The organism is Bartonella sp. DB5-6, from assembly GCF_000278115.1.
Classification (GTDB): Bacteria; Pseudomonadota; Alphaproteobacteria; order Rhizobiales; family Rhizobiaceae; genus Bartonella; species Bartonella refiksaydamii.
Map to the genome: position 1 here is coordinate 74,119 of NZ_JH725119.1, position 26,440 is coordinate 100,558.

The 26,440-nt window shown below is 36.1% G+C and carries 25 protein-coding genes, 1 tRNA gene and 1 pseudogene; 16 read left to right on the forward strand and 11 right to left on the reverse strand.

Annotated elements, in window-relative coordinates; translation table 11 throughout:
• The first annotated feature begins 52 nt into the window (after nt 1–52).
• The gene (locus MCO_RS06220; protein ID WP_007553294.1) at nt 53–1,681 is read left to right on the forward strand and encodes an acyl-CoA dehydrogenase family protein; all 1,629 of its coding nucleotides are present in this window, start codon (nt 53–55) and stop codon (nt 1,679–1,681) included.
• Here MCO_RS06220 and ruvX read toward each other — a convergent pair.
• Nucleotides 1,666–2,145: a Holliday junction resolvase RuvX gene (ruvX, locus tag MCO_RS06225; protein ID WP_007553295.1), complete on the reverse strand. Its 480-nt coding sequence runs from the start codon at nt 2,143–2,145 to the stop codon at nt 1,666–1,668. The two genes, MCO_RS06220 and ruvX, sit on opposite strands and share 16 nt — an antisense overlap.
• A gap of 141 nt (nt 2,146–2,286) precedes the next feature.
• Between ruvX and gatC the strand changes: the two genes are divergently transcribed.
• Both gatC and gatA read left to right on the forward strand, forming a co-directional pair.
• Nucleotides 2,287–2,574, forward strand: coding sequence for an Asp-tRNA(Asn)/Glu-tRNA(Gln) amidotransferase subunit GatC (gatC, locus tag MCO_RS06230; protein WP_007553296.1), 288 nt, complete (start codon nt 2,287–2,289; stop codon nt 2,572–2,574).
• A 31-nt stretch (nt 2,575–2,605) separates the two neighbouring features.
• The gene (gene gatA, locus MCO_RS06235) at nt 2,606–4,090 is read left to right on the forward strand and encodes an Asp-tRNA(Asn)/Glu-tRNA(Gln) amidotransferase subunit GatA (RefSeq protein ID WP_007553297.1); all 1,485 of its coding nucleotides are present in this window, start codon (nt 2,606–2,608) and stop codon (nt 4,088–4,090) included.
• A 90-nt stretch (nt 4,091–4,180) separates the two neighbouring features.
• On the opposite strand, the gene MCO_RS06240 is transcribed toward gatA, so the two are convergent.
• From MCO_RS06240 to MCO_RS06260, 5 genes are all read right to left on the reverse strand, one after another.
• Nucleotides 4,181–4,891 (reverse strand): ABC transporter ATP-binding protein, encoded by a 711-nt coding sequence (locus tag MCO_RS06240; RefSeq protein ID WP_007553298.1) that lies wholly within the window; start codon nt 4,889–4,891, stop codon nt 4,181–4,183.
• Nucleotides 4,878–5,660 carry an ABC transporter ATP-binding protein gene (locus MCO_RS06245; RefSeq protein ID WP_007553299.1) on the reverse strand — a complete coding sequence of 261 codons (783 nt, stop codon included), beginning with the start codon at nt 5,658–5,660 and terminating at the stop codon, nt 4,878–4,880. Before MCO_RS06245 ends, MCO_RS06240 begins: the two co-directional genes overlap by 14 nt.
• A complete protein-coding gene (locus MCO_RS06250; protein ID WP_007553300.1) occupies nt 5,657–6,715 on the reverse strand; it encodes a branched-chain amino acid ABC transporter permease in 1,059 nt (352 codons plus the stop codon). The genes MCO_RS06245 and MCO_RS06250 overlap by 4 nt, the downstream gene beginning before the upstream one ends.
• On the reverse strand, nt 6,715–7,791 hold the full coding sequence (locus MCO_RS06255; protein ID WP_007553301.1) for a branched-chain amino acid ABC transporter permease: 1,077 nt from the start codon (nt 7,789–7,791) through the stop codon (nt 6,715–6,717). The genes MCO_RS06250 and MCO_RS06255 overlap by 1 nt, the downstream gene beginning before the upstream one ends.
• A 121-nt stretch (nt 7,792–7,912) precedes the next feature.
• Nucleotides 7,913–9,046 (reverse strand): ABC transporter substrate-binding protein, encoded by a 1,134-nt coding sequence (locus tag MCO_RS06260; protein ID WP_007553302.1) that lies wholly within the window; start codon nt 9,044–9,046, stop codon nt 7,913–7,915.
• Nucleotides 9,047–9,379: 333 nt separating this feature from the next.
• Between MCO_RS06260 and MCO_RS06265 the strand changes: the two genes are divergently transcribed.
• From MCO_RS06265 to MCO_RS06280, 4 genes are all read left to right on the forward strand, one after another.
• Nucleotides 9,380–9,955 carry a cold-shock protein gene (locus MCO_RS06265; protein WP_007553303.1) on the forward strand — a complete coding sequence of 192 codons (576 nt, stop codon included), beginning with the start codon at nt 9,380–9,382 and terminating at the stop codon, nt 9,953–9,955.
• 265 nt (nt 9,956–10,220) lie between these two features.
• Nucleotides 10,221–10,745 carry a DUF192 domain-containing protein gene (locus tag MCO_RS06270; RefSeq protein WP_040299005.1) on the forward strand — a complete coding sequence of 175 codons (525 nt, stop codon included), beginning with the start codon at nt 10,221–10,223 and terminating at the stop codon, nt 10,743–10,745.
• On the forward strand, nt 10,735–11,508 hold the full coding sequence (locus MCO_RS06275) for an alpha/beta fold hydrolase (RefSeq protein WP_007553305.1): 774 nt from the start codon (nt 10,735–10,737) through the stop codon (nt 11,506–11,508). The genes MCO_RS06270 and MCO_RS06275 overlap by 11 nt, the downstream gene beginning before the upstream one ends.
• Nucleotides 11,509–12,146: 638 nt before the next feature.
• Nucleotides 12,147–12,359: a DUF3126 family protein gene (locus MCO_RS06280; RefSeq protein WP_007553306.1), complete on the forward strand. Its 213-nt coding sequence runs from the start codon at nt 12,147–12,149 to the stop codon at nt 12,357–12,359.
• Nucleotides 12,360–12,405: 46 nt separating this feature from the next.
• Here the strand turns inward: MCO_RS06280 and radC are convergent, their stop codons facing one another.
• The 3 genes and pseudogenes from radC to sfsA all read right to left on the reverse strand — a co-directional run bounded on the left by radC (nt 12,406) and on the right by sfsA (nt 14,742).
• On the reverse strand, nt 12,406–13,188 hold the full coding sequence (gene radC, locus MCO_RS06285) for a DNA repair protein RadC (RefSeq protein ID WP_007553307.1): 783 nt from the start codon (nt 13,186–13,188) through the stop codon (nt 12,406–12,408).
• A 16-nt stretch (nt 13,189–13,204) separates the two neighbouring features.
• Nucleotides 13,205–14,035, reverse strand: a complete 831-nt coding sequence (gene map / locus MCO_RS06290; protein WP_007553308.1) for a type I methionyl aminopeptidase — start codon at nt 14,033–14,035, stop codon at nt 13,205–13,207.
• Nucleotides 14,028–14,742 (reverse strand): annotated as a pseudogene (gene sfsA / locus MCO_RS06295) (DNA/RNA nuclease SfsA). Before sfsA ends, map begins: the two are co-directional and overlap by 8 nt.
• A gap of 321 nt (nt 14,743–15,063) precedes the next feature.
• On the opposite strand from sfsA, the gene MCO_RS06300 reads away from it, so the two are divergent.
• From MCO_RS06300 to ttcA, 4 genes are all read left to right on the forward strand, one after another.
• Nucleotides 15,064–15,900 carry an RNA methyltransferase gene (locus MCO_RS06300; RefSeq protein ID WP_007553311.1) on the forward strand — a complete coding sequence of 279 codons (837 nt, stop codon included), beginning with the start codon at nt 15,064–15,066 and terminating at the stop codon, nt 15,898–15,900.
• The gene (gene murI / locus MCO_RS06305; protein WP_007553312.1) at nt 15,893–16,705 is read left to right on the forward strand and encodes a glutamate racemase; all 813 of its coding nucleotides are present in this window, start codon (nt 15,893–15,895) and stop codon (nt 16,703–16,705) included. The genes MCO_RS06300 and murI overlap by 8 nt, the downstream gene beginning before the upstream one ends.
• 185 nt (nt 16,706–16,890) lie before the next feature.
• Complete coding sequence (rpsD, locus tag MCO_RS06310; protein ID WP_007553313.1) at nt 16,891–17,508, forward strand: 30S ribosomal protein S4; 618 nt, start codon at nt 16,891–16,893, stop codon at nt 17,506–17,508.
• Nucleotides 17,509–17,769: 261 nt separating this feature from the next.
• Nucleotides 17,770–18,666 (forward strand): tRNA 2-thiocytidine(32) synthetase TtcA, encoded by an 897-nt coding sequence (ttcA, locus tag MCO_RS06315; RefSeq protein ID WP_007553314.1) that lies wholly within the window; start codon nt 17,770–17,772, stop codon nt 18,664–18,666.
• Nucleotides 18,667–18,710: 44 nt separating this feature from the next.
• On the opposite strand, the gene rimO is transcribed toward ttcA, so the two are convergent.
• On the reverse strand, nt 18,711–20,024 hold the full coding sequence (rimO, locus tag MCO_RS06320) for a 30S ribosomal protein S12 methylthiotransferase RimO (RefSeq protein ID WP_007553315.1): 1,314 nt from the start codon (nt 20,022–20,024) through the stop codon (nt 18,711–18,713).
• 176 nt (nt 20,025–20,200) lie between these two features.
• On the reverse strand, nt 20,201–20,905 hold the full coding sequence (gene lexA, locus MCO_RS06325; RefSeq protein WP_007553316.1) for a transcriptional repressor LexA: 705 nt from the start codon (nt 20,903–20,905) through the stop codon (nt 20,201–20,203).
• Between the two features lie 851 nt (nt 20,906–21,756).
• Between lexA and MCO_RS06330 the strand changes: the two genes are divergently transcribed.
• From MCO_RS06330 to MCO_RS06350, 5 genes are all read left to right on the forward strand, one after another.
• Nucleotides 21,757–21,832: transfer RNA gene (locus tag MCO_RS06330), tRNA-Lys, on the forward strand.
• 389 nt (nt 21,833–22,221) lie between these two features.
• A complete protein-coding gene (locus MCO_RS06335; RefSeq protein WP_007553317.1) occupies nt 22,222–23,100 on the forward strand; it encodes a septal ring lytic transglycosylase RlpA family protein in 879 nt (292 codons plus the stop codon).
• 382 nt (nt 23,101–23,482) lie between these two features.
• Nucleotides 23,483–24,646 carry a D-alanyl-D-alanine carboxypeptidase family protein gene (locus tag MCO_RS06340; protein ID WP_007553318.1) on the forward strand — a complete coding sequence of 388 codons (1,164 nt, stop codon included), beginning with the start codon at nt 23,483–23,485 and terminating at the stop codon, nt 24,644–24,646.
• A 30-nt stretch (nt 24,647–24,676) separates the two neighbouring features.
• Entirely contained in the window at nt 24,677–25,345 is a 669-nt protein-coding gene (gene tmk / locus MCO_RS06345) for a dTMP kinase (protein ID WP_007553319.1), read from the forward strand.
• Entirely contained in the window at nt 25,342–26,397 is a 1,056-nt protein-coding gene (locus MCO_RS06350; protein ID WP_007553320.1) for a DNA polymerase III subunit delta', read from the forward strand. The genes tmk and MCO_RS06350 overlap by 4 nt, the downstream gene beginning before the upstream one ends.
• Nucleotides 26,398–26,440 lie beyond the last annotated feature (43 nt).

Sequence of the window (26,440 nt, forward strand, 5' to 3'; positions counted from 1 at the left end):
AAAACGACAAATAGTCTATGATATGAATGATTTGAATAATAGGAATGTGCCTATGAGTACTGTGTCTGCGCAAAATGTTCGCCGAAAAAATGCGTTTCTCAGTGATACGCTTATGTTTCGTATTGCTTCTACCTTGCCTAAGTTTTTATTAACAAGTTTTGAAGAAATAGGAGATTTTGTAGCGAGTCGTGAAGCATGGGAGTATTCCTCTCTAGCGAATCGTTATCGTCCGGTATTGCGCTATAATGATGAATGGGGGCGGCCAACAGAAAAATTAGAGATACATTCCTCTTATCAAGCTCTTCAACAATATTCTAGACAAGCTGGTCTTGCCACATCGCTTTGGGAAAATACTCCTTCAGAAAATGGGGTACGCTATCAAGCGCGTGCTATCCGCTTGGCTTTATCTGCTAGTTTAGAAACAGGACATTTGAATGAAGTTATTATAACAAGTGCTGCTATCGCAGTCTTAATTAGTGATGTTGAGCTCTTCAAAAAATGGCAAAATGTACTTTTATCACGTCAATATGATTTATTGTCCAAGCCGGTTAATAGTAAAAAAGCTGCTTCACTTACTTTTGCTTTTGATGATGTTGAACAACGCGAAAAATATTCTTTCAATTTTCCAAGTGTTAGGAAAATTTCTTTTGATGAAAAAATGGGACGTGATCTGTATCGTTTGAATGTTGTAAAAACCAATGTTATTAATCCTATAGCAGATGGATATCTTGTAAGTGCAGAGTTAGATGGTCATTTAAGCTGCTTTTTTGTTCCCCGTATACAAGAAAATGGTGCATTAAATGGTATCATATCAGTTCATCATTTGATGCAGCGTTCTGGAGAATCTTTAACGCCAGAGGGGGTTGTCAGTTTTCAAGGTAGTTATGGCTGGCTTTTGGGAAATATTGGAGAGGGAATTAAAGTCATTAAGGATATCGAAACAATGATGCGTTTTGATTACTCCGTTGTATCGGCAGGTGTCCTGCGGGCAGCACTTCAATTTGGCATAGATTTTTTTCGGCAAAAAATGCCACATCAGCCCTTACCACCACTAACAGAACGTATTTTTGCAGATATTGCACTAGATATTGCAGCTGCACAAGCATTGGTTTTACGTCTAGCACGAGCATTTGATAACGCTGCAAATGATCGTTCTGAGGCAGCTTTCGCACGAATCATGACGCCTATTATTTCTTATCACGTAAGCCAATTGGTCATTCCTATTATTGGTGAAATTATTGCACAGCTTGGCATTGAAAGCTTTGTAGAGGGTAATCCATTATCACAAATGTTCTGTAATAGCCCTGCACGGATTGTGAGAAATAGTTCTGCTAATCAATTGGTAAAGGATGCAATTCTCATTGCTGAAAAAGCACCAGGATTGTTCCAAAAACTGTTAGAGAAAATTGCCCTAGATATTGGTCCAGCAGGACCACGAGCAATTGAAATTATTAAGTCCGCTGTAGAGATGGTATCGGCAAACGAGGGAGCAGGAAGATTTTTTGTTGAACAAGTAGCCTATGCAGCTGCAGCTGCAGCGTTACGTTCTACTGACATAGAGCATGTTGCAAATGCTTATATGGAAAGCCGCCTTGGAGGACAATGGAGATCTTCTTATGGAATGCTCATTGCACGATATAATGCGGGACATTTGTTAAATGTTCTTTATCCTTCTATATGATAAAGGCTTTGAATTCTATTAAGAGCACCTTGTAATATGAAAGCAGCTGCAGCAGAATCAATACGGGTTGCTCTTTTGGCGCGTGATACATCCATTTCTAGAAGAAAACGTTCTGCAGCAATTGTCGATAAACGTTCGTCCCAAAAAACAAATGGAATTTCTGTATATGCTTCCATATTGCTCACAAAAGTTCTGGTTGCTTGAACACGAGGACCGCTGCTACCATTCATGTTAAGAGGTAAGCCAATGATAACAGCTCCGACGTTTTCACGGTCAAAGATTTGTATAAGCGTGTGAGCATCTAGCGTAAATTTTTTTCGTTGAAGTACAGGACGCGGATTAGAAAAAGTTAGCCCCGTATCAGAAACCGCAATTCCGACAGTTTTTGTGCCCAAATCTAAACCTGCTATTGTTTGCCTAGGTAAGAGATGTGTAATAACTTCATTTATGTTAATAATGGTCATGGGATTTATAATTTAGGTCTTTTCGTGTTTCAGGTTCATAGTTATATTCTTTACTTTCGTTATCAATATTCTTGCGCTTGCAAACGCGGACTTGTATAGCCGATAAATGAATATCAAAATAAAAAAGCAGAAAGGCATAATATGTCTGTTGATCAAGAAACCGTCAAGCGGATAGCACATTTAGCACGTATTGCTGTCCATGATGATGAAGCAAAACGTATGACAAAAGAACTCAATGTCATTTTAGGTTTTGTAGAACAATTGAATGAAGTCGATGTCAGTCGTGTTGAACCATTAACCTCAGTGATGCCAATGGCTTTACGAATGCGTGAAGATAGTATCACAGATGGAGATAAAGTAGCAGATATCATAGCAAATGCGCCTGTTACAGAAGAGAACTTTTTTCTTGTCTCAAAAATCGTTGAATAATTTTTTATATTTTTAAAACTTGAGAACCAATATGACCGATTTAACAGCCTTCACAATTGCACAAGCCCGTGATGCTCTCATAAAAAAAGAGTTCAAAGCAACTGAATTAACAGAAGCTTATTTAAAAGCGGTTGAATTAGCTAATCCAACTTTGAATGCTTATGTAGAAGTAACAACAGAACAAGCAAGAAAAATGGCGGCTGAATCAGATAACCGTTTAGCTAGAGGGCAGGGGGGAATTTTAGAAGGAATTCCATTGGGAATTAAGGATCTTTTCGCGACACAGGGTATTCATACACAAGCCTGTTCACACATTCTTGATGGTTTTAAGCCGCATTATGAATCAACAGTAACTGCTAATTTATGGCAGGATGGAGCCGTTATGTTAGGTAAGCTTAATATGGATGAGTTTGCTATGGGGTCTTCCAATGAAACGTCATATTACGGTCCAGTTATTAGCCCATGGAGAAAAAAAGGTTCTAATGAAAAGCTTGTACCTGGCGGTTCTTCAGGTGGTTCTGCAGCCGCTGTTGCAGCACGGATTTGTGCTGGTGCAACTGCAACAGATACAGGTGGTTCAATACGTCAACCAGCGGCATTTACTGGGACAGTGGGGATCAAACCAACTTATGGACGTTGTTCACGGTGGGGAACTATCGCCTTTGCCTCATCACTTGATCAAGCTGGACCTATTGGACGAGATGTTCGTGATTGTGCTATTTTACTTCAATCAATGGCTTCTTTTGATGAAAAAGATTCTACTTCCGTGAATTTACCTGTCCCTGATTATGAAAGTTATCTTGGTCAATCAATCAAAGGAATGAAAATTGGTATTCCGAAAGAATACCATATGGAAGGAATGTCTCCTGAAATTGTAGAACTTTGGCAAAAAGGGATGAATTGGCTAAAAGAAGCGGGTGCTGAAATTAGAGATATTTCGTTGCCTCATACAAAATATGCCTTGCCTGCTTATTATATTGTTGCTCCCGCAGAAGCATCTTCTAACTTAGCACGCTATGATGGTGTTCGTTTTGGTCTCCGTGGACCGGGAAAAGATATCATTGAAATGTATGAAAAGACCCGTTCAGCTGGTTTTGGTGATGAAGTTAAACGGCGTATTTTGATTGGTACTTATGTTCTCTCATCAGGTTATTATGATGCCTATTATTTGAGAGCTCAGAAAGTACGAACATTAGTGAAGCGTGATTTTGATCAATGTTTTGCTTCTGGCATTGATGCTATCCTCACACCTGCAACACCAACACCAGCTTTTGGCATCGCTGATGAAAAAATAAAACATGATACTGTAGCAATGTATCTTAATGATATTTTTACTGTGCCAGTTAATATGGCAGGTTTACCAGGAATATCTATTCCTGCTGGTCTCTCATCAAATGGTTTACCTTTAGGATTGCAATTGATTAGTAAACCCTTTGCTGAAGAAGTTATTTTTCAGATAGCACATATTATAGAACAAGCGGCAGGGACATTTAGTTCTGAAAAATGGTGGATATAATAAAGGAAAACCTCATCAAAAAAGCATTTCTCTAACAGAGAGATGCTTCGGAGGAGAATGGCCTATTGGTTTTTAAACATTGTATATTTTTTATCCACCAAGATATGCTTCTTTAACACGTGGATCAGAAAGCATGCCTTTACCTTCGCCGTGAAATAAGACATGTCCTACCTCTAGAATATAAGCATAGTTAGCGATAGAAAGTGCTGCAAATGCATTTTGTTCAATAAGAAGAACAGTTTTTCCCATATTATTAATTTTTTGGATAATCGAAAAAAGTTCCTTTACAAGAAGCGGTGCTAAACCCAGAGAGGGTTCATCTAATATTATCATGTCAGGATTACTCATAAGTGCACGACCTACAGCAAGCATTTGTTGTTCACCACCTGACATTGTTCCTCCCAATTGTTTTGCTCTTTCACGCAAACGCGGAAATAGCTCAAATATCCATTCGATATCACGGGCAATCCCTAGTTTATCATGACGTATATAAGCACCTAAACGCAAATTTTCTAAAACAGTAAAATGAGGCATAATGCGCCGTCCTTCAGGACTTAGAGCAATCCCCAATCGCAAGATTTTTTCTGGTGTTTTTTTTATAATTGATTCGCCTTTATAGATAATCTCTCCATAAACGGATCGATTAAGTCCTGTAATGGAGCGTACAATGCTGCTTTTTCCTGCTCCATTGGCACCAATTAAAGTTACTATACTTCCCTTTTTTATAGACATAGAAAGGTTTTGGATAGCTTTAATGGCGCCATAATGAACATGAAGATTTTTGATTTTAAGAATATCCATAGACATCTCCGCCAAGATAAGCTTCAATAACTTTAGGGTTGTTACGAATTTCATCTGGTGTGCCATTGGCTATGCAACAGCCATACTCCATTACCCAAATATATTGACAAAGCCCCATAACAACTTTCATATCGTGTTCAATAAGCAGAATGGTAAGATCAAAGTCTTTTTGCACTTTTGCTATGAATTTTCTAAGATCTTCACTTTCTTGTGGATTCATCCCAGCAGCAGGTTCATCAAGAAGAAGTAATTTGGGCTTTGTTGCTAGAGCACGCGCAATTTCCAGACGACGTTGTACACCATAGGGCAGAGTCATTGCGGATTGATTGGCAATATGATCAAGTTGTAGCCGCTCAAGAAGTTCCATTGAATTTTTATGGACTTCTCTTTTTTCTTTTAGTGCTTTTGGAAAAAACAAAGCTGAAGAAAACCATGGATATTTTTGTCTGACATGGGCTCCCACCATAACATTTTGCAAGACCGTTAACCCTGAAAAGAGGCGAATATTTTGAAATGTTCGTGCAATATGACGTCTGCAGATAATGTAAGGGGGAGCTCCAGAAACTTTTTTCTCATCAAAAAGGATTGTTCCACTTGTGGGGGTATAAAATCCTGAAATCATATTAAAAACAGTTGTTTTCCCAGCACCATTTGGACCAATTAATCCGGTAATCGTACCACGTTTGATTACCATATTAATATTATTTACAGCAACCAACCCGCCAAAACGCATCATGATATTATTGAGTAAAAGGAGGGTGTCGTTCATAGCTTTCCCTCATTATCAGAGAGTTTTTTGCGTGTCAAAAAACTATAAATTCCATTCCATGAAAATTCACGTTGTCCCAATAACCCTTGCCTCCAAAATAAGATAATCACTAGCAAGAGAAGAGAAAAAACAACCATACGCAGTCCTGGTATCTCTGGAATATGTATAAAACCTAAGTCAAGCGGACTTTCAATAATGCGAAGCCATTCAAGCATGACTGTAATAATAATGCTACCGATAATACTACCTGTAATTGAACCAAGCCCACCAGCAACAACAATCATCAGAATATTAAAGGTTAGGAGAAAGTTAAACATTTTGGGATCAATCGTTGAAATAAGAGCAGCCATTAATGCTCCTCCTATACCGGCAAAAAATGCTCCAACAGTAAAGGAAAAACTACGGTAAAAAAAAGCGTTAATCCCCATCGTTTTCGCGGCTATTTCATCATCACGAATAGCACGTAATACGTTACCAGTATTGCTTCGCAGTAAGAGAATAATAAAGATAACCGTAAATGCTAACCAACCATAGTTCCACCATAATGTTGCATTTTGAGGTATCCCTTTGATTCCAAGTGAGCCATTTGTTAGGGATGTACTGTTCGTAATGACAATTCGAATAATTTCTGCAAAACCTAATGTTGCAATTCCAAGATAATCGCCTCCTAAGCGTAACACTGGAAGAGCAATTAATAAACCTACGATTGCAGCGCAGAGACCACTCATAACAACAGCCACAAAAAAAGGTAATTGCAAATAATGCAGTGGCTCAGCTATAGGCTCAAGAATCCACATCATTTCTTTTTGTTCTGGGGAAAGAAGTAAAATTGCGCATACATAAGCACCAATGGCCATGAAACCAGCATGCCCAAGAGAAAACATACCCGTGAAGCCGTAAATTAAATTAAGCGAAATTGCTAATATTGCATTAATGGCAATAAGATTAATAACACGAAGTGTATAGTCATTGAAATGATTGTTTGCATAAAATAAAAAACCAATAAAAATCAAAATACTGGCACATGACAGAAAAGTTATAGCTGATTTTCCCATTAAATTTTCTCCTGATTTTTTTTGCCCATTAAACCAGTTGGCATTACTAATAAAATCAGAATCAATAAAATAAAGGCGAAGGCATCTCGGTATCCAGATAAAGCAGGAAAGAATGCAATAATCATAATTTCGATAAATCCTAGTAATAATCCACCTAACATTGCTCCTGGAATTGAGCCAATACCTCCGATAACGGCTGCAATAAATGCCTTGAGCCCAGGAAGAACACCCATATAAGGTTGAATTTGAGGGTAGCGCAGAGACCACATGATGCCCGCAATAGCGGCAAGTGCTGAGCCTATCCCAAATGTGAATGCAATAACTTTATTGACGGAAACACCCATCAAACGCGTCGTTTCAATATCACATGAGATTGCACGCATAGCAAGCCCAGGCTTTGTTTTATGGATAATCCATAACAATAACACAATCAAAAAAAACGAAACAGTAGGAACAATCAGAGACATGGGAGAAATTCTAATGATTCTATCAGTCCCTGATTCTAAATGCCATAGAATTGGCCTTACAAGAAAATCTGGCTGTTTTACCCCTTTTGGGACACCACTAAAGAGTACGGTAGCAGCATTTTCAATAAAAAAGGAAACTCCTATCGCACCAATGAGTGCTGAGATACGTGGAGCATGACGCAGAGGTCTATAAGCAAATTGGTCAACAGTAATACCTACTGCACTTGTGATAAAGACTGAAAAACAAATAGCAAAAATCCAAATTGGTGTAAAATCTTGAGGGGCAATTTTAAGATAATAAATGAACCCTAGAGTAAGAATTAAAAAAACAGCTATCCAATAAATTGGAGGCCTTGTTTTAAACCCTATAAATACCGAATAATAAATGAAAACGGCTAATAATACAAGAAGGATAGCAGACCAAGCCGGCATAAAGCTAATTGTGGAAAAGAAAACAAAATACGCTCCCAGCATAAAAATATCACCGTGAGCAAAATTAATGAGTCTCAGGATACCATAAACCATGGTGTAACCAATAGCGATAAGCCCGTAAAGTGATCCTAATGCCAGTGCATTAAAAAAATACTGGATGAACATTTCAGTGCTCATCTCTTATCCTTCCACATTTGTTAATTCATATAGGCTAAAATACGAAGCCTTTAGACTTTATAGTTGAGAAAAAATCTTCAATTACTTTATTGTATTTTAATGCGTAAAACTTTTTGATTTTTTAAAAAGCAGGTCTAACTTCATCCAAATAGACACGTTTCCCGCCCTTTATTTCAATTATACCGATAGGAATTTTAGGATTATGGTTCTCATCCATAGACATAGCACCAAAAGGTGTTTGAAAATCTTTTAATCTGCTAAGTTCTAAAGTGATCTTTTCACGATCATCACTACCAGCATTTTCAATAGCTTGCATGAACATCATATAACTCGTATATCCTAAAACAGAATTGATATTTGGTTCCTTATCAGGATAGGTTGCATTCCACTCATTTGTAAACTCTTGCGCAGCTGCTGACATGTTTGGCATATCTACACTATAGGGAAGTGTTGTATGCAAGAAACCTTCTGCTGCCTTTCCTGCGATTGTGGTAGTTTCCGGATTATCCATAGCATCTCCACCCATAATCTGAAATTTTGCACCCAACTCACGCGCTTGTTTCATGATGATAGCACCTTCGGAAAAATAGGAGGGAATAAATAAAATATCAGGTTTTTGTGCTATAATCTGTGTCAGCACAGCTGAAAAATCCTGATCTCCAGAATTATAGTTTAAGTTTGAGATAACTTCACCCCCCAGCTTTTTGAAAGCGCGTGCAAAATAGCTTGCAAGTCCAATTGCGTAATCGCTTGATATATCTTTGAGGATAGCTGCTTTTTTTGCGTGTAGAGTCTGAGCTACATAGGTCGCAATTCCTATGCCTTGATAGGAGTCAATGAAGCAAGCACGAAAATAATATTTTTTGCCTTGTGTAACAAGTGGACTTGTTGAGGAAGTTGCAATAGCTGGGGTCTTTCCTTTTTCAGATATTTCCCCGCCAGCCAACGAAAGTGAAGAGCCATAGCTACCAATGATTCCACTAACTTTTTCACTAGCAGTTAAGCGCATAACAGCATTAGCTGCTTCTACTTTATCGGATTTATTATCAATGATAATGAGCTCCACTTTACGTCCTAGTATTTCTGGGACTTTTTTATGCGCTAGCTGTATCCCTCTCATTTCAAGTTGTCCTCCAAATGCATTTTGACCACTTAACGGAAGGTAAACACCAATTTTAATAGGCTCACCTGCACAGACATTCGTTACAAGCGCCATTACAGTAGCGAGTGTAGTAAGTATCTTCCTTAATTGCATTGCACACCTCCCTTAAGCTTATTGCCGATTTTTATCGTGATTTTAAGTCCTTCTTATCTTGAACATCTTCATCATGCAAGTTACACATTAGGAAAATATCACTATGTGAAAAATCAATTATACTACAATAAGGTGTGTGTTGTAAGATATCTGAAGCAGACGATCAAACATCTTTGTAAATATTTAGGTGTATGCGATCATGTTAATATCAAGAGATGCGACAATATGGGGAAATCTTATCTTGGGGCTTGCGTGTTGATATAAGAGCAATGTTTACTTAGAATGTAAAGAATCGGTATCTTATAATTTAGACCTACAGGATCACGTTTTATTATGACGAGTAAAGATGTATTAAAGGGTTATTCTCTATCTGAAGACAATTTAGGTGCTTGTGGTGAAATTATTGAAATTAGTGGTGTCATTAAGTGGTTTGATGGTAGTAAAGGGTATGGGTTTATTATACCTGATTTGCCTAATTTTCCTGATATATTATTGCATGTCACGGTGATGCGGAGGGATGGTTTTCAAACGGCTCTGGAGGGTGCAAAAGTTGTCTGTGCTGTAGAAAAAACTGAACGAGGATTAAAGTGTGTTCAGGTGAAATCCATAGATTGTTCTTCAGCGATTCATCCGTCAGAAATTCCAGCTCGTACACATGTTGTTGTTACTCCAGAAAGTGGTTTAGAGCGCGCAATTGTTAAGTGGTTTAATCGTGATAAAGGGTTTGGTTTTTTGAGCCGTGGACAGGGAACAGAAGATATTTTTATCCATATGGAAACATTGCGCCGTTTTGGTTTAGCAGAGCTTCGCTCTGGACAAGTTGTTCTTGTGCGTTTTGGTAAAGGTGAAAAAGGCTTGATGACAGCAGAAATTTATCCTGATATAGGAATTCCGTTTGCCACGCATTAATTTTACTTTTAAATTCGCATGGTTTCTTTGTTTTTAGAGAGATATGCTGTTGCGCAAACATAAAAAGCTGTAAAACTGGTACTTACAGTAAAAAAGACGTATCTGTAAGGCTGTAAATCAAATAAAGCAGATTGCAAATATGGTGTTGAGAACAGTAAAATTGAGAGCAATAAGAAGGTAACTTTCTTATCCTTTTACTTATTAAATTCTGGTATTTTTTATTTTACGCAACAAAATTAAAAAGTTATCTGTGATGGTGATAAAAATGTTAAAGCCTTTTAAAAGAGGATGCGTCGTTGTGTTGGCGCTATTTTATGTGTTAAAGGTGAGTATAGCTTTAGCAAGGGAGCCTATGGAGTTTCCTATTCATCCGGTTCCTTTAAAAATACAGACAAAGCAAGATACGTTCTCTTACAGGGTAGAGATTGCTTTTACAGAATCCCAAGCTGCTGCTGGTTTAATGTATCGCACTGACTTTCCACGTAATCACGCGATGCTCTTTAGACAACAGGAAAGTAAGCAGTTAAAGGATAAGCAAAAATTTTTTATGTGGATGGCAAATACGCCTTTACCCTTAGATATGATTTTTTTAAATGCTGAGGGTATTATTGTATCGATTGTGGAAAAAACTTCACCATTTTCAACGGATATTATTTCATCAGGAGTTCCCGCAACTTTTGCACTTGAGGTTAACGCTGGTGAAGTTTCTGAAAAACAAATAGAGAAGGGGCAACGTGTTATTCATCCTGCTATTTGTGGAAAGTGCGAAGGTGAAAATAATGGCGGCTGAAGATATTCGTTTTTTTGAATATGACGGTTTGCGCTTTGCTTACCGAGAAGAAGGGCAGGGGATGCCTATTTTGTTAATTCATGGTTTTGGATCTTCCTCACGTGTGAATTGGTATTCAACGGGTTGGTTTAAAACCCTTACTGAGAAAGGATATCGTGTTATTGCTCTTGATAATCGAGGACATGGCAATTCAGTTAAAAGTTACGATTCTTCTTTTTATACGCCTCAAGCTATGGCTGGAGATGCAGTAAAATTGTTGCAGCATTTGGAATTATCTAAAGTGCATGTCATGGGATATTCTATGGGGGCTCGAATTAGTGCATTTATGGCTCTGTTGTATCCAACATATGTACATAGTGTTATTTTGGGTGGCTTAGGTCTTGGTTTGCTAACGGGAGCAGGGAATTGGGAACCAGTTGCTGAGGCTCTTTTAGCAGAAGATATTTCTACTATTACCAATCCACGTGGTTTGATGTTCCGTAAATTTGCAGATCAAACTAAAAGCGATAGGCGTGCTCTGGCTGCCTGTATTATCACATCAAAACAGGAATTAACAGCATCTGAGGTTTGTAAAATTAAACAACCTGCACTTGTTGCTGTTGGTTCATTAGATGAAATTGGCGGTGAAGCAGAACCGTTAGCAGCCTTGTTGCCCTGTGGTGAGGCATTACTAATTCCTAATCGAGATCATATGTTTGCTGTGGGAGATAAAGTCTATAAAGAAGGCGTTATCAATTTTCTTTCTCGTTATCCTATCATATGATGAGTTATTCATAGATTTGAGAGTTTGCGAATAATTTAATGTGTTTTATCTCCGGTAAGGTAAAAAGCTTATTGAGAAGCTGAGCTATTATGTAGTATGAATTTTTATGAAAAGTTAAAAAAATAACAAATTCTCGTTAACCTATTTGATATATTTGTGCAGAACTGCAATCTTCTTTTATAAGTGAAATGAGTTATTCTGGAAATAGTCAAAAAGAATTTTGTAATTATGAAATAGGATTTTTAAATAAACAAAGCAGCTTAAAAAGATCGAAGTGCTTTTATTTTATAGAACTCTACTTGTGTTAGAAGAAAAAGGATATACGTGATTGACCAATGCTTCGCCAAAATATGCTTGTAAGTGCAGGTATTAAAATTGGGAATAAGATAGGAATTATTAAAAATTTACGATTTTCTAACCATTTTTTTATTTTTAAATTTCTACAAATAGATTTAACGATGATAGACCTTTTTAGGGTGGTTCTTAATTAAATGTGTTAAGATAGTGCGGTTTTGAGCATAGGTAACATAAGTGAAAATTGATACTAAGATTTTTTTTACTATCTTTACAGAATCATAGGAGTATCTTATTTGCTGCCCAAGAATTGATTTAAGAATCTCAAAAGACAGGAGAGCATAGTGAATGCTGATGAAATAAAAAAACTTGATAGTTATTTTAAAAACATATTCCAAAATTCAGCATTGCAAGTGAAGACACGACCTAAAAAGGATGATTCTTGTGAAGTTTATATTGGGGATGAGTTTTTAGGTATTATCTATCGAGATGAAGATGAAGATGAACTATCATATAATTTCTCAATGGCCATATTAGATATCGATTTAGGAAATTAATTCGTTCCGAATAACTGAATGGAATCTTTCTTGATTTTATTAAAATTCATATGATTTTTAATGCTTTAAAGCTTGTGTATTCGTTTCGTGCAATAATAAGGTGGTCATGAATAGCAATGCCTAATGCATTTGCTGCATCTTTTAGTCTATGTGTCATTGTTATATCTGCTTTAGAAGGTGTCGCATCACCAGAGGGGTGGTTGTGTACTAAGATAAGTCCTGATGCGGATAATTCCAAAGCTCGAGAAATTACTTCACGTGGATAAACAGGAGTGTGATCAATGGTTCCAGTTTGTTGTACTTCATCAGCAAGTAAACCATTTTTCTTATCAAGAAACAAAACGCGAAATTGTTCGCGTGTTTCATGAGCCATGACAGCTTTACAATAAGCAAGTACTTTGTCCCATGATGAAAAGATATCACGTTTAAATAGCTCTGCACGAACAATGCGTCCGGCAACGTCTGAAATAATTTTCAAATCAGTTGCCGTTGCTGGCCCACATCCTTGAACTTCTTGAAGTCGATGAATATCAGCACCCAATACGTCAGCTAATGAGCCAAAACGTGCTATCAAGTTTTTGGCTATTGGTTTTGTATTTGCTCGAGGGATGGTGCGAAAAAGCAATAATTCAAGGTATTCATAATCTTCAATTGCATTTCCTTTTGACTTTAAATAGCGTTTACGGAGTCGTTCACGATGTCCTTGGTAATGCTTATGTGTCTGTAGGTTTTCACTTTTTGTTTTTGATATTGGATTAATTGGAGAACTTGATGTTAAAGCAAAATGGTTGCTTTGGATGCCCTCCTTTTTATTTATTTTTTTAGCCATGTTGTTTCTACATTATTTAGGCATATAAATTGGGAATATAAAAAATATCTTTAGGAGATTGCGTAAAAATTTCGCATCCTTTATTTGTTACACCAATTGTATGCTCGTACTGTGCAGTAAGAGATCGATCACGTGTAACGGCAGTCCAGCCATCAGATAAAATCTTAACCTGTGGTTTTCCAAGGTTGATCATGGGTTCAATTGTAAACATCATACCTTGTTTTAGTACGATTCCTTCTCCAGGGGTTCCATAATGGAGAATATTGGGTGCATCATGAAAAAGCTGACCAATCCCATGACCACAAAAATCTTTTACAATTGAACACCGTTCAGATTCTGCATAGTGTTGAATAGCAGCGCCAATATCACCTGTCGTTGCTCCAGGTTTAACTGCAGCAATCCCTCTCATAAGACTTTCATGTGTTATTTTTAGCAAACGTTCTGCAGCACGCCTGATTTTCCCTACAGGATACATGCGGCTTGAATCTCCATGCCAACCATCGAGAATAAAAGTTACATCAACATTAACAATGTCTCCTTCTTGCAAGGGTCTTTTATTAGGAATACCATGGCAAACCACATGGTTGATAGATGTACAGCATGAATGTTCGTATCCATGATAATTGAGGTCAGCAGGAAGTGCTCCTCGCTCAGCACCAAAAGTAAATACAAAATCATCAATTTCTTGCGTAGTAATGCTAGGTTTAATAATATCTGTGAGTGCATCAAGGCATTCAGCAGCAATGCGACCAACCTCTCGCATTTTAACAAAAGCCTGCTCATCAAAAATGCGGATTTGCCCATTAAATTTTAAGGGTATTTTATTATATTCAATATATTCAGTCATTGCTTTTTCTGTTTTCTATTTCTACTCGATGAATCGAAAAAATACCTTCTATATTTACGTGACATTTTAAAGCATAAAATTCTACCCCTGATTTTAATGCTAAATCAAATTTACGTCCATAAGTTGGATCAAGATCATGGCATATTGTGTAAGATAAGCAATCTTCCCGTTGAATTATATAAAACATAGCGGCTTGTTTCCCTTGTTGCACAATTTTTATGAGTTCTTCAAGGTGACGTGTGCCGCATTTTGTCACGGTATCAGGAAATTATGCCAATCCTTTTTGGCGAATAAAGTGAACATTTTTTACTTCTAAATAACAGTCAGAGGTGATGCCATCGCGCAAAAAAGTCAATTCACGATTATGTATCATAGTATTGTTTTTTCAAAATTGTTTTGTACCCGTTTAATTTTGGTAATAATTTATTTTGAATTGCTTCTAATACAAGTTTGTTGGGTAAAGTTGTATTGATGCCAACCAAAGTATTATTTGCCTCGACAATTTTTAATCGATATGTGTATTTTCGCTTGGAATTGTTGTTATATAAAAGCCAAATATTGGAGTTTGGAGTTGCCAATCCAAGCATAGATTCTGTATCAGGAACTGACACCGTGAAGATGCCTTCATCGCTCCCTGTAACATCAGCAAGGAAATGTTTATAACGACGGATGATCTTTGCAGGAAAAAGTTTTGGAATAAAGAGCATATGCCTTTTTTAGAATGTATATTTTTTAGTTCAACTCAGATTGCTATTTGTAAATGCTATAGCACGTTAAATAATACGCTGTGGATGCAAAAAGACATTAAGGGAACTCATATAACCGCTCTAAGACCTAAGACGAAAATTCGTTTTTTCTTTCATAATTCATTGTTAATCCTTTTAAAGTTATTATTTTATAAATTCTTAATGAAAAGATAATATGGACCGTAATTTGTTATTTAAAAGGTTGTTTTATGGCATATTTTATTAAAAGGTTGCGTTCAAAAACAGTTATAGGGGCATAATATTTAGAATTAGGTAAGATTGATGGCTGGAACCGATAGGAAACGTAAAAATTTAACAAGTGGTCCAATTATTATTTTAGTCGAACCGCAATTGCCTGAAAATATTGGTATGGTAGCAAGGGCGATGGCAAATTTTGGGCTCTCTAAGCTTCGGTTAGTTAAGCCTCGAGAAGCATTTCCAAATGAAAAAGCCAAAGCTGCAGCTAGTAAAGCAGATCATGTTATTAACAATACAAGGATTTTTGCTACGTTGCATGATGCGATTGCAGATTTACATTATGTTTTTGCTACAACGGCACGTGAAAGATGTGGTTTTAAAACTGTAAAAAGTGCTGTTGAAGCAGCGTGTATGTTACGTCAGCATGAAAATATTGGACATAAGACGGGGATTTTATTTGGAAGAGAGAGGTGGGGACTAGAAAATGATGAAATCAGTCTTGTTGATGAAATTATCACTTTTCCAGTTAATCCTGCTTTTGCATCGCTCAATATTGCGCAAGCGGTTTTGCTTATGTCTTACGAATGGATGAAATCAGGTTTGGAAGATGTGAGAGATACAGCTTTTCGTGCAACAGAGATGAAGCCAGCGAATAAAGCAACCTTTCATGGTTTTTTATCTCAGTTAGAAGGTGCTTTGGATATCCGTGGATATTTTAGACCCCGAGAGCGCAAAGAAGTGATGGTTGCAAATCTGCGCTCTGTTTTTACGCGCGCTCATTTTAGTGAATCTGAGATTCACTTACTACGTGGGATTATTTCTTCATTGGATCATTTCTCGCCTAAGTTTCCACGAGGGAGTGGTGCGCCTGTAGATTGTGATCGTAAAAAATTAAAAACAAGTGTGAATACTGATGGATGAACGGCCTGTTCTTTTTTTTGATAGTGGCATTGGCGGTTTGACGGTGTTGAGAGAAGTCCGCATGCTTGTCCCTGAAAGGCAATTTATTTATGTTGCTGACGATACGGGATTTCCTTATGGAAGTTGGGAAGAAAATGTTCTGAAAAACCGCATTTTAAAGATTTTTAAAAATCTTTTAACACTCTATAATCCTGCTTTATGTGTAATCGCTTGCAATACCGTTTCTACATTGATGATGGCAGATTTGCGACAAAAATTTTCCCATATTCTTTTTGTAGGAACGGTTCCTGCAATTAAATCAGCAGCAGAACAAACAAAATCTGGCTTTATTTCAGTATTAGCCACTCCTGGAACAGTTAAGCGTTCTTATACACATGAATTAATTAATTCTTTTGCTACTCAGTGTCATGTTCAGCTTGTTGGAAGTGAAAAACTTGCTGGATTTGCTGAAGATTATTTACGTGGAAAACCTATAAACTTGGAAGAATTACGTCACGAAATCTTTCCGTGTTTTGTTGAGAAAAATGGCAAATATACTGATATTGTTGTTTTAGCTTGTACACATTATCCTTTTTTAATTAACTTCTTTCGTGAACAAGCTTTATGGCCAGTTGCATGGATTGATCCGGCAAAAGCTGTAGCTAAACACACAAGATCACTATTACCGAAAAGAGTAATACCAAAAACCATAAAGAAGCATAAGGATTTTGCGTTGTTTACATCGCAAAATGTAACTTCTTCTACAAGGCGTTTGTTAAAAGGATTTAGTTTAAATATTATGAAAGGAGTTGACTTTGGAGTCTGAGATCAATAGAAGTTACCTTTAGCTTTTTCTTTCGAGAGAATGGCATTAATTGACGTGTCCCGTGGATGACTTTACGTATTACATGTGAAAGAGTCCTGTCAGTCTTTTAATTTAAAGGCAGAGGAGGGCGCGTTTCCTTGAGATCTCATTGTGAGATTTTACGTTTTATTTTTAAAGGAAATGCGATGAGTAAACGCGAAACAACAAAATATAAAATTGACCGCCGTATGGGAGAAAATATTTGGGGGCGTCCGAAATCTCCTGTGAATCGCCGTGATTATGGTCCAGGACAGCACGGACAGCGCCGTAAAGGAAAACTTTCTGATTATGGTGTGCAATTGCGTGCTAAGCAGAAGTTAAAAGGATTTTACGGTGATATTTCAGAAAAGCAATTTCGTAAAACTTATGAAGAAGCTGCTCGTCGACGTGGTGATACTGGTGAAAATCTGATCGGTCTTTTGGAATCGCGTTTGGATGCTGTCATTTACCGTGCAAAGTTTGTTCCTACAATTTTTGCTTCTCGTCAATTTATCAATCATGGTCATGTTAATGTAAATGGGCGGCGCACAAATATTCAGTCATATCGTTGTAAACCAGGTGACATTATTGAAATTCGTGAAAAATCAAAACAGCTTGTTTTAGTTTTGGAATCTGTGCAATTAGCAGAGCGTGATGTACCTGAATATATTGAAGCAGATCATAATCAAATGAAAGCAACATTTACGCGTGTTCCTGCTTTTGCAGATGTTCCTTATGCCGTGCAAATGGAACCTAATTTAGTTGTTGAATTTTACTCTCGTTAAGTTCTCTATGGGAAGAGCTACTACTCTCTCTGCTTTGCTATATGCTAAGACTTATTATGTTGCTTTATAGCTATTGAGGCTAACGAAGTGCCTTTTGTTAAATAATGGCGCTATATCGAGTTTATTGTTATATTTTATAGCAATAAGGTTTATATAGCCTGTTTCTTTTGCATATCTCATCTTATAAATTGAAAAAGATAGGTTTGGTCCGCACTACATTGCTTGTTGTTTCTATCACTTTTACAGAATCTGCTACTTATTATGCAAGATTATGGTATTATGGGCAATGTTTTAGTTGAATATAAGGTAATGAAAGAGAATGTAGAGAAAGCTGATTTTTTATTAAGCGAAGTTGATGATTGTCATCCAATATTTCGGATTGCTCCTTCAACTGTGGAGTTTAATAAATTACGTAAACGGCTGTTACGTCATATGCGGCGAGCCTTGGATGATTTTTCTATGCTTTCTTCAGGAAAAAAATGGCTTATTGCTCTATCAGGTGGGAAAGATTCTTACGGTTTACTAGCGCTTCTTTTAGATTTAAAATGGCGCGGTCTTTTGCCTGTTGAAGTTCTAGCTTGTAATCTTGACCAAGGACACCCCGATTTTCCAAAGCATGTTCTTCCAGATTTTTTAAATTCTTATCAAATTCCATATCGCATTGAGTATCAGGATACTTATTCCATTGTTACAGATAAATTGCCCTATACACAAACATATTGTTCGCTCTGTTCTCGGTTGCGACGTGGTAATTTATATCGTATCGCTCGTGAAGAGGGATGTTCTGCATTAGTTCTCGGACATCATCGTGATGATGTTTTAGAAACGTTTTTTATGAATTTGTTTCATGGTGGACGATTAGCAGCTATGCCTGGAAAACTTATCAACGATGAAGGAGATCTTTTTGTATTACGCCCTCTTGTCTATGCTGCAGAAGAAGATATGGAGAAATTTTCTCGAGCAATGCAATTTCCTATCATTCCTTGCAATCTTTGTGGTAGCCAAGATGGATTACAACGCAATGCAATGAAAGAAATGCTAAGAGATATTGAAAGAAGAATGCCGGGACGTAAAGATACCATGATTCGTGCTCTGACAAACGTTCGTCCAAGCCATTTACTTGATAAAAAATTTTTTGATTTTACAACTTTATTATAATTATAAAGATTAGTTGTTAAGTACAATAAGTCTGAAATTCATCTTCAGACTGCGATGCCATAAAGATCGTAAGCATCCGATTTTTCGATTTTTACAGTAACAAATTCACCTACACGTAATGGCCGTCGTGATGATATATGCACAACACCATCTATTTCTGGAGCATCATATTGACTGCGACCTTTGGCGGTTTTCCCTTGACTTTCATCAATCAGAACTTGAAGTCTTTTTCCGATTTTTTTCTTTAAAAGATGGGTAGAAATTTGTTGTTGTTTCGTCATAAAGCGGTGCCAGCGTTTTTCTTTTATTTCTTCAGAAATGTTTTCTAATCCTAAATCATTTGCAGCAGCACCTTTTACTTCTTCATATTTAAAACAGCCAGCACGTTCAATTTTTGTTTCCTCTAACCATTCAAGAAGTGTGTTAAAATCTTCATCCGTTTCCCCTGGGAAACCAACAATAAATGTTGATCTTAAAGTGAGATCTGGACAAACTTCTCTCCATTTTTCGATTCTACGGTTTGTTTTTTCCATATGAGCAGGACGTTTCATGTTACGTAAAACCGTTGGTGATGCATGTTGAAAAGGAATATCTAGATAAGGGAGAATTTTTCTTTCTGCCATAAGCTCAATAACTTCATCAACATGAGGATAAGGATAGACATAATGCATGCGTATCCAAATATCCATCTTGCCTAATTCATAACAAAGATCGAAAAATTTGGTTTTTACTGTGCGATCTTTCCAAGGATTTTCGCGATATTTAATATCAAAGCCGTAAGCGCTTGTATCTTGTGAAATAACCAAAAGTTCTTTTACGCCTGCCTGTACAAGCTTTTCAGCTTCGCGAAGAACCTCACTGATAGGACGTGAAGTAAGATTACCACGCAGAGTAGGGATAATACAAAAACTACATCGATTAGAACATCCTTCAGAAATTTTTAAATAAGCATAATGGCGAGGTGTTAAGCGAATACCTTGTGGGGGAACTAAATCGATAAATGGATCATGAATTGGGGGAATTACTGTATGAACAGCTTGTATAACACTTTCATAAGCTTGCGGTCCTGTAATGGCTAATACATTAGGATATGCTTGACGAATAACATCAGGAGCAGCACCAAGACACCCAGTTACAATAACTTTTCCATTTTTTTTGAGGGCTTCATCAATATTGGCTAATGATTCACTTCGGGCAGAATTAAGAAAACCACAGGTATTCACAATAACGAGATCAGCACTTTGATGCTTATGTGAAATTTCATAACCTTCAGATCGGAGTCTAGTAATAATTCGCTCAGAATCTACCAATGCTTTTGGACATCCGAGGGAGACAAAACTAATACGAGGCGCTACCATGATAAATCCTACAACTTTACGCAATTAAATTTTATGCGATTTTTACTTCGTTAAGAATAAAAAATGCTCTATCTTATGAGTGCGTATATTTTATTAATGCGTGTGACGTAATATAAAAAATACAAAATAATTCCTTACTAAATGTATAGAGCAGGTTAGGAAAACGTTTTTATTTTTTAATATTTGCGAATAAGTCCAATAAGTTTACCGTGTATCTGTACACGCTCAGAACCATATATATGTGTTTCATAGTGAGGATTTGCAGCTTCTAATAGAATAGTGGTTCCTTTACGTCGATAACGTTTTAAAGTCGCTTCTTTTTTATCAATGAATGCGACAATAATATCACCCGATGTTGCTGTACTTTGACGCTTAACAATTACAGTATCTTTATCAAGAATACCAGCTTCAATCATAGAATTATCCTTGACTTCTAAAGCATAGTGCTCACCTGAATTAAACATATCTTGTGGTAAAAAAAGGGTGTCTGTTTGTTGTAATATAGCAGAGACAGGCACACCCGTAGCAATACGGCCCATAATGGGAATAGTAATATTTTTTTTCTCTTGCGCATCAAAATTATCAATTTTTTTTGATATTTCTCTTTTATTTTTTTCTATCACACTGGGGGAAATTTTACGAGCTAAAGACAGATTAAATGTTATCTTATTGGGAAGGCGAATAACCTCTACTGCGCGAGCACGTTTTGGCAAACGGCGTATAAAACCTCGTTGCTCCAAGCCTATAATCAGCTTATGAATTCCAGATTTTGAGGAACGCTCCAATGCAATTTTCATTTCATCAAAAGAGGGAGGAACACCAGTTTCTTTTATATGATTGTGGATAAACAAGAGTAGCTCATATTGTTTACATGTCAACATTTAGTATTCCAGCAAAAAAACAAAAATAGGCAAATCACGACAATATTATTTATATAATAATTATATTTATTAAATATATTTTACTATTTTAATTAATATGAATTATATTAATAATAAATTATGTAATATTTTTTATAAGAGTTATCTATATATTTTAATAATATAACATCTCATCCTGTAATTTTTAGCATAAAGAGATCAGTTAAAAAGGTATTTTGTCAATTTAATAGGAATGGCAATACAATCTACATTTAGAATTCTCTCAGGGGTTATTTTTATTTTCAGTAAAATTATATATAATTTAAAATGTTTATTGCTTTTTTCAATCATTAATGATATTTTTTAACATCATTCCAATTGTATTAAATTCCATATCTACTTTATTTTTGTATAGTCATGGGTTTCGAGTATATGTCCATTTTGCATTGTCGAGGTTGTGCTCACATTTGGAAGGTGAAGGAACAAGACATTTAAAGATAAAAAATGAATAGTCATATTTCTAAATGATATAACCCTCATAGCTTCTGATGAATGTATCGTTCTCTTTCTGTATTCGTTAACTTCAACGAGAGTCGCTATTGTTATTTATGTTCTAAAACTCAATTCACCATTTTTACGTATACTCTCTAGTTATTCTCATAAATTTTGAAATATTTACCCTTATTGTTTTAGAATCTATGAGGCATTTACATGTTTAAATGGTTCCTTTTGTTCAAGCTTAGAAAAGAGAAAAGACAGAAAAGTATTGATAACTGAACAGAAATAATAATATTTTTTTCGAAAGGTGTTGACCAAATGAAAAGTCAACCGTATGTTCCACTCACTTACTACAAGCAAAATGGCTTGTGTAGGAGCGCGTAGCTCAGCTGGTAGAGCAACTGACTTTTAATCAGTAGGTCCAGGGTTCGAATCCCTGCGCGCTCACCAATAGGTGATTTTAAAATTCTAAGAAAATAATGTATAATTATTAGATTTTCCCCTTAGACTAGGCTTTTCTACATAATCAAAATAATTTACTACTCATTATGAGATTCATTCTACGTATTCACAATTTATATATTATGAAATCATATTTTTAACTAATATATTGATTTATATATTTTTTTAATTCATTCATTACGTCTATGAAATGGTATTTTTTCTTGTGAAGATTATAAAGATATTAATAATGTATTAATTTGTTGATAAATAGTAAATTTTCAGGCTATTATAGGTGCGCGAGGGGAATCATCCGAAAATGTAAATTTCCCTATCGCATGTAAGGTGCAATGTGATTTTTGCAGTAAATACTTAATTAGAAATAAGCGGGCTGACAAATGCTTTTAAATAGCAAAGAGAAGTTTACTCCCATTCTTAATTCAACATTTCAATTTCTTTCTGTAGTAGTTGTTTCCCAGTTATTGGTATCTTGCTGTGCAAGCCAAACAGCACATTTTGCAATAAAAAATTTTTACGATAATAAAGCGACTGACGTGAATATTGCTGTTCTTCCTCAAAAAAATTCAAGTAAGAAAAATCAATCAAAAGAAAAGAGAAGTGGGCGTGCCATTGTCGGTAAACCTTATCAAATAAAAGGAAAGTGGTATTATCCCAAAAATGATCCAACCTATAAACGTGTTGGAGAAGCATCATGGTATGGTTCAGATTTTCATGGGCGTTTAACCGCAAATGGCGAGGTCTATGACATGAATCTTTTAACTGCTGCTCATCCCACAATGCCTTTACCTAGTTATGCTCGTGTTACTAATTTAAAAAATGGCTCTTCTATCATTGTCAGAGTGAATGATCGCGGTCCTTTTATGAAAGATAGAATTATTGATTTATCAAAGCAAGCTGCGGAAATACTAGGTTATGCAAATAAAGGTGTAGCAAATGTTAAAGTGGAATATATTTCTGAAGCACCTGTTGGTTATTATGATAGCGCTTATTTAATGGCTTCTTATATATCAGGGGATGACTCTCCGTCCTCGTTCGTATTGGCGGGGATTTCGAAAGAGAGAGAAAATATCGTGCTAAAGAGATTCGGTGTAGATAATCACAAACAATTAGATGAAGCTATAATTGAACAAAAACAACTCAATAAAATTCTTTCAATAAGATTGCCGGAAATTGGTCCCGTTTTGATTGATAAGCCGATGTTTTTTGATCAAGTAGCTTTTATAAATAAATCAAGCAAAAAAATGCGAGTTAATTAATTACAAGTGTTTTGAGAAAAATAATGTTTGTTTCTAATCATCTATAATTTAAAAATTATAGATGATTAGAGATGGTTAGTTGTAGTAAGATTTTCATTTTAAATAAAAAAATGAGTTTGTGTATTGCGTGTTGCGTATTGTTATGAAAAAGGTGATGCTTTAAAAGCATCACTACGCTTTGCGTGCGTTTAAGACATTAAAAATAAATCCTACGCGAAAAACGAAAAGGAAAGTGTAGCATGTTGGTTTCGTTTGATAATACAGAGCGAAAATAAAAAACTGTTCTCATTTTTGGATGATTCTCTCTTTGCAAAAATAAACAAATCTTTTCTTGCATAAGAGGTTTCTTTATGTTGATTCTTTAGATATGGGAGAATCGACTATGCGTGTGCTATTAAGCATTTTATTTACCTTATTTATGATGTTTACATTGAGCGGGTGGGGGAGAGCACAAAAATTTCAAAATTCTGCATCGCAATTACTGTTACTAGATAATGACACAGATACAGTACTTTTTGAAAAACAGAGTGATATTACTTTTTTTCCTGCTTCATTAGCAAAATTAATGACGGCTGAAGTTATATTTCATCAATTAAAAGAAGGCTCGTTAAGCAATACACAAGAGTTCAAGGTAAGTGAGAATGCTTGGCAAAAAGGTGGGGCACCTTCCGGTACAACCACTATGTTTGCGAAAGTGAATACAAAAATTAGTGTTTCTGATCTTTTGCGTGGTTTAATTATTGTCAATGGAAATGATGCCGCTATTATTCTTGCTGAGGGAATATCAGGAAGTGAGGCTAATTTCGCGAAGCTGATGAATCAGAGAGCTAAAACACTCGGATTATCACATAGCCATTTTGTTAATGCGACAGGGCTTCCTCAAGAGGGGCAGTTTGTGACAGTACGTGATATGATTGTACTAGCGCGTCATATTGTTCATGAATATCCCCATTATTATGCCCTTTATCGTGAACCTCATTTTACTTGGAATAAAATTTTTCAACGCAATAAAAATCCTCTTATTTCTAAGGGAATTGGTATAGAAGGTTTCGGTTTTGGTTATAGTAAAAAAGAAGGTTTTTCAATGGTTGCTTCAGTTTATAAAAATCATCGACGCCTTTTTTTAGCAGTAAATGGTTTGCAAGATGGTAAAGAATATACAAAAGAAGTAGAACGCATTCTTCAATGGGGAATGACAGCTTTTGGTCTTAAAACGGTTTTTACAGAAGGGGAAACGGTTGGTTATGCTTCTGTTTATGGCGGAATGCACAATTCTGTTCCACTTATTGTTAAAAAACCGGTAAATTTTATGCTTTTGAATGAAAAAAAAGTGAATGTTAAAGCAAAAATTAAATATCATGGTCCATTGAAAGCCCCTATTGCTTTAGGGCAACCAGTTGGTGTTATTCAAATTTTAGAAGATAAAAAACTTCTTCTTGAAAAACCAGTTTTTGCTGGAAGAAATGTTCAGGAGGGAAACTTCTTGAAAAAAGTAAAAGATGCGTTCTATGAAATAACAATTGGATGGTTACGAAAATATTTATAGTACATGCTTAATAAGGATTAAGGTTTATACGTGTCAGGTTATTTTATTACCTTTGAAGGAGGGGACGGAGTAGGGAAAACAACACAAATTTCTTTCCTTGCTGACCATCTCAAAGACAAAGGCTATGAAGTTGTTATAACGCGAGAACCAGGAGGAACATTAGGTGCAGAAATAATACGCCATATTTTATTATCGGGTCAGACACAACAGTATGAACCTTTAATTGAAGCTGTCTTGTTTACAGCCGCACGCATCGATCATGTTACCGAGGTTATCGCGCCTTCTTTGCAAGAAGGAAAAGTCGTTTTATGTGATCGCTTTATTGATTCTACACGTGTTTATCAAGGACTCAATGGTAAAGTAAGTTCTACTATTCTTTCCGTTTTAGAACATGTTGCACTCAATGGAATAATGCCTCATTTGACATTTTTGTTAGATATATCGGCAGAATATGCTATGAAACGTGCAAATACTCGAAGGTTCTTGGAAAACGTAAATTACATAAAAAAAGCAAAAACGATTGATTATTTTGAAAAAGATAATTTTGAGATTCAAGAACAAAGGCGCAAAGCTTTTCTTCAGCTGGCAGAACGGGAACCTCATAGGTTTCGTGTAATTGATGCTACAAATACACTGCGCACTGTTGCAGATCAAATAAAAAATATTTGTGACCAAGCAATGATGGACCATTTTATATGAATGACGTAAATTCTTTACGCAAATATGATGATATTGATACAGTTTTATCACCTTCACAGAATAGTATGATCTTTGGTCATGAGGATACTCGTCATTTTTTGGCACAAATGCATAAGGAAGGGCGTTTACACCATGCATTATTATTTGAAGGAGAACGTGGGATTGGAAAGGCTACATTGGCATTTCATCTTGCTTGGAATATTTTAAGCTCTCAAAAGAGTGATTTCCTGCAACCAGAGTGTAATTCTATTACGTGGCGACAAATTATGCAGGGCAGTCATCCTGGTCTTTTGCACATTTCACGTCGCTTTGATTTAAAAACCCAAAAATTCAAAACAGGTATACTCATTGATGATATCCGAGATGTTATGCATTTTTTAAATCAGACATCGCAAGATAATGGGTGGCGCATTGTTATTATTGATTCTGCGGATGATATGAATAGAAATGCGGCTAATGCAATTCTTAAAACGCTCGAGGAACCTCCTGAAAAAACTTTATTCATTATTATTATACACTCTCTAGGAAGACTGCTTCCAACAATTCGCTCACGATGCCAACAGGTCTCTTTACGACCATTGCATCATGATGAGATGAAACAAGTCATTACACATGTTTTTTCCAATCAGGATTTAACTGATAAAAAAACTGTTGAAATGATTATTCAAAAATCTAAAGGAAGTCCTAGAAAAGCTGCCTTACTTATTTTTCATGGCGGATTTGAAATTGTTCAAACCATTGATACTTTCTTGAAGCAATCTGTTTACAATCCCGCTATCGTACACACTCTTGCTCAAACACTTTCCCCACTTTCTTCAGATATTCAATTTCAACAGTTTAGCGATGAAATTCTTGATAAAATTCAAGAAAGAGCTATCATGCTCACTGAGAGAGGAGAGTTGTTTCTCTCAAAAAGGTGCGCGCAAATGTGGCAAGAGATTCATCAAGAAATAAGGGAGATACAATCATTTAATCTTGATAAGAAGCAATTTATTATAAGTCTGCTTTTAAAAGTTCACAAGATCATTCGCGAGAGTGAGGTTTTTGCGTGACAACACAATTAACAGACGTTATGCCATTTGTAATCTTTGATTA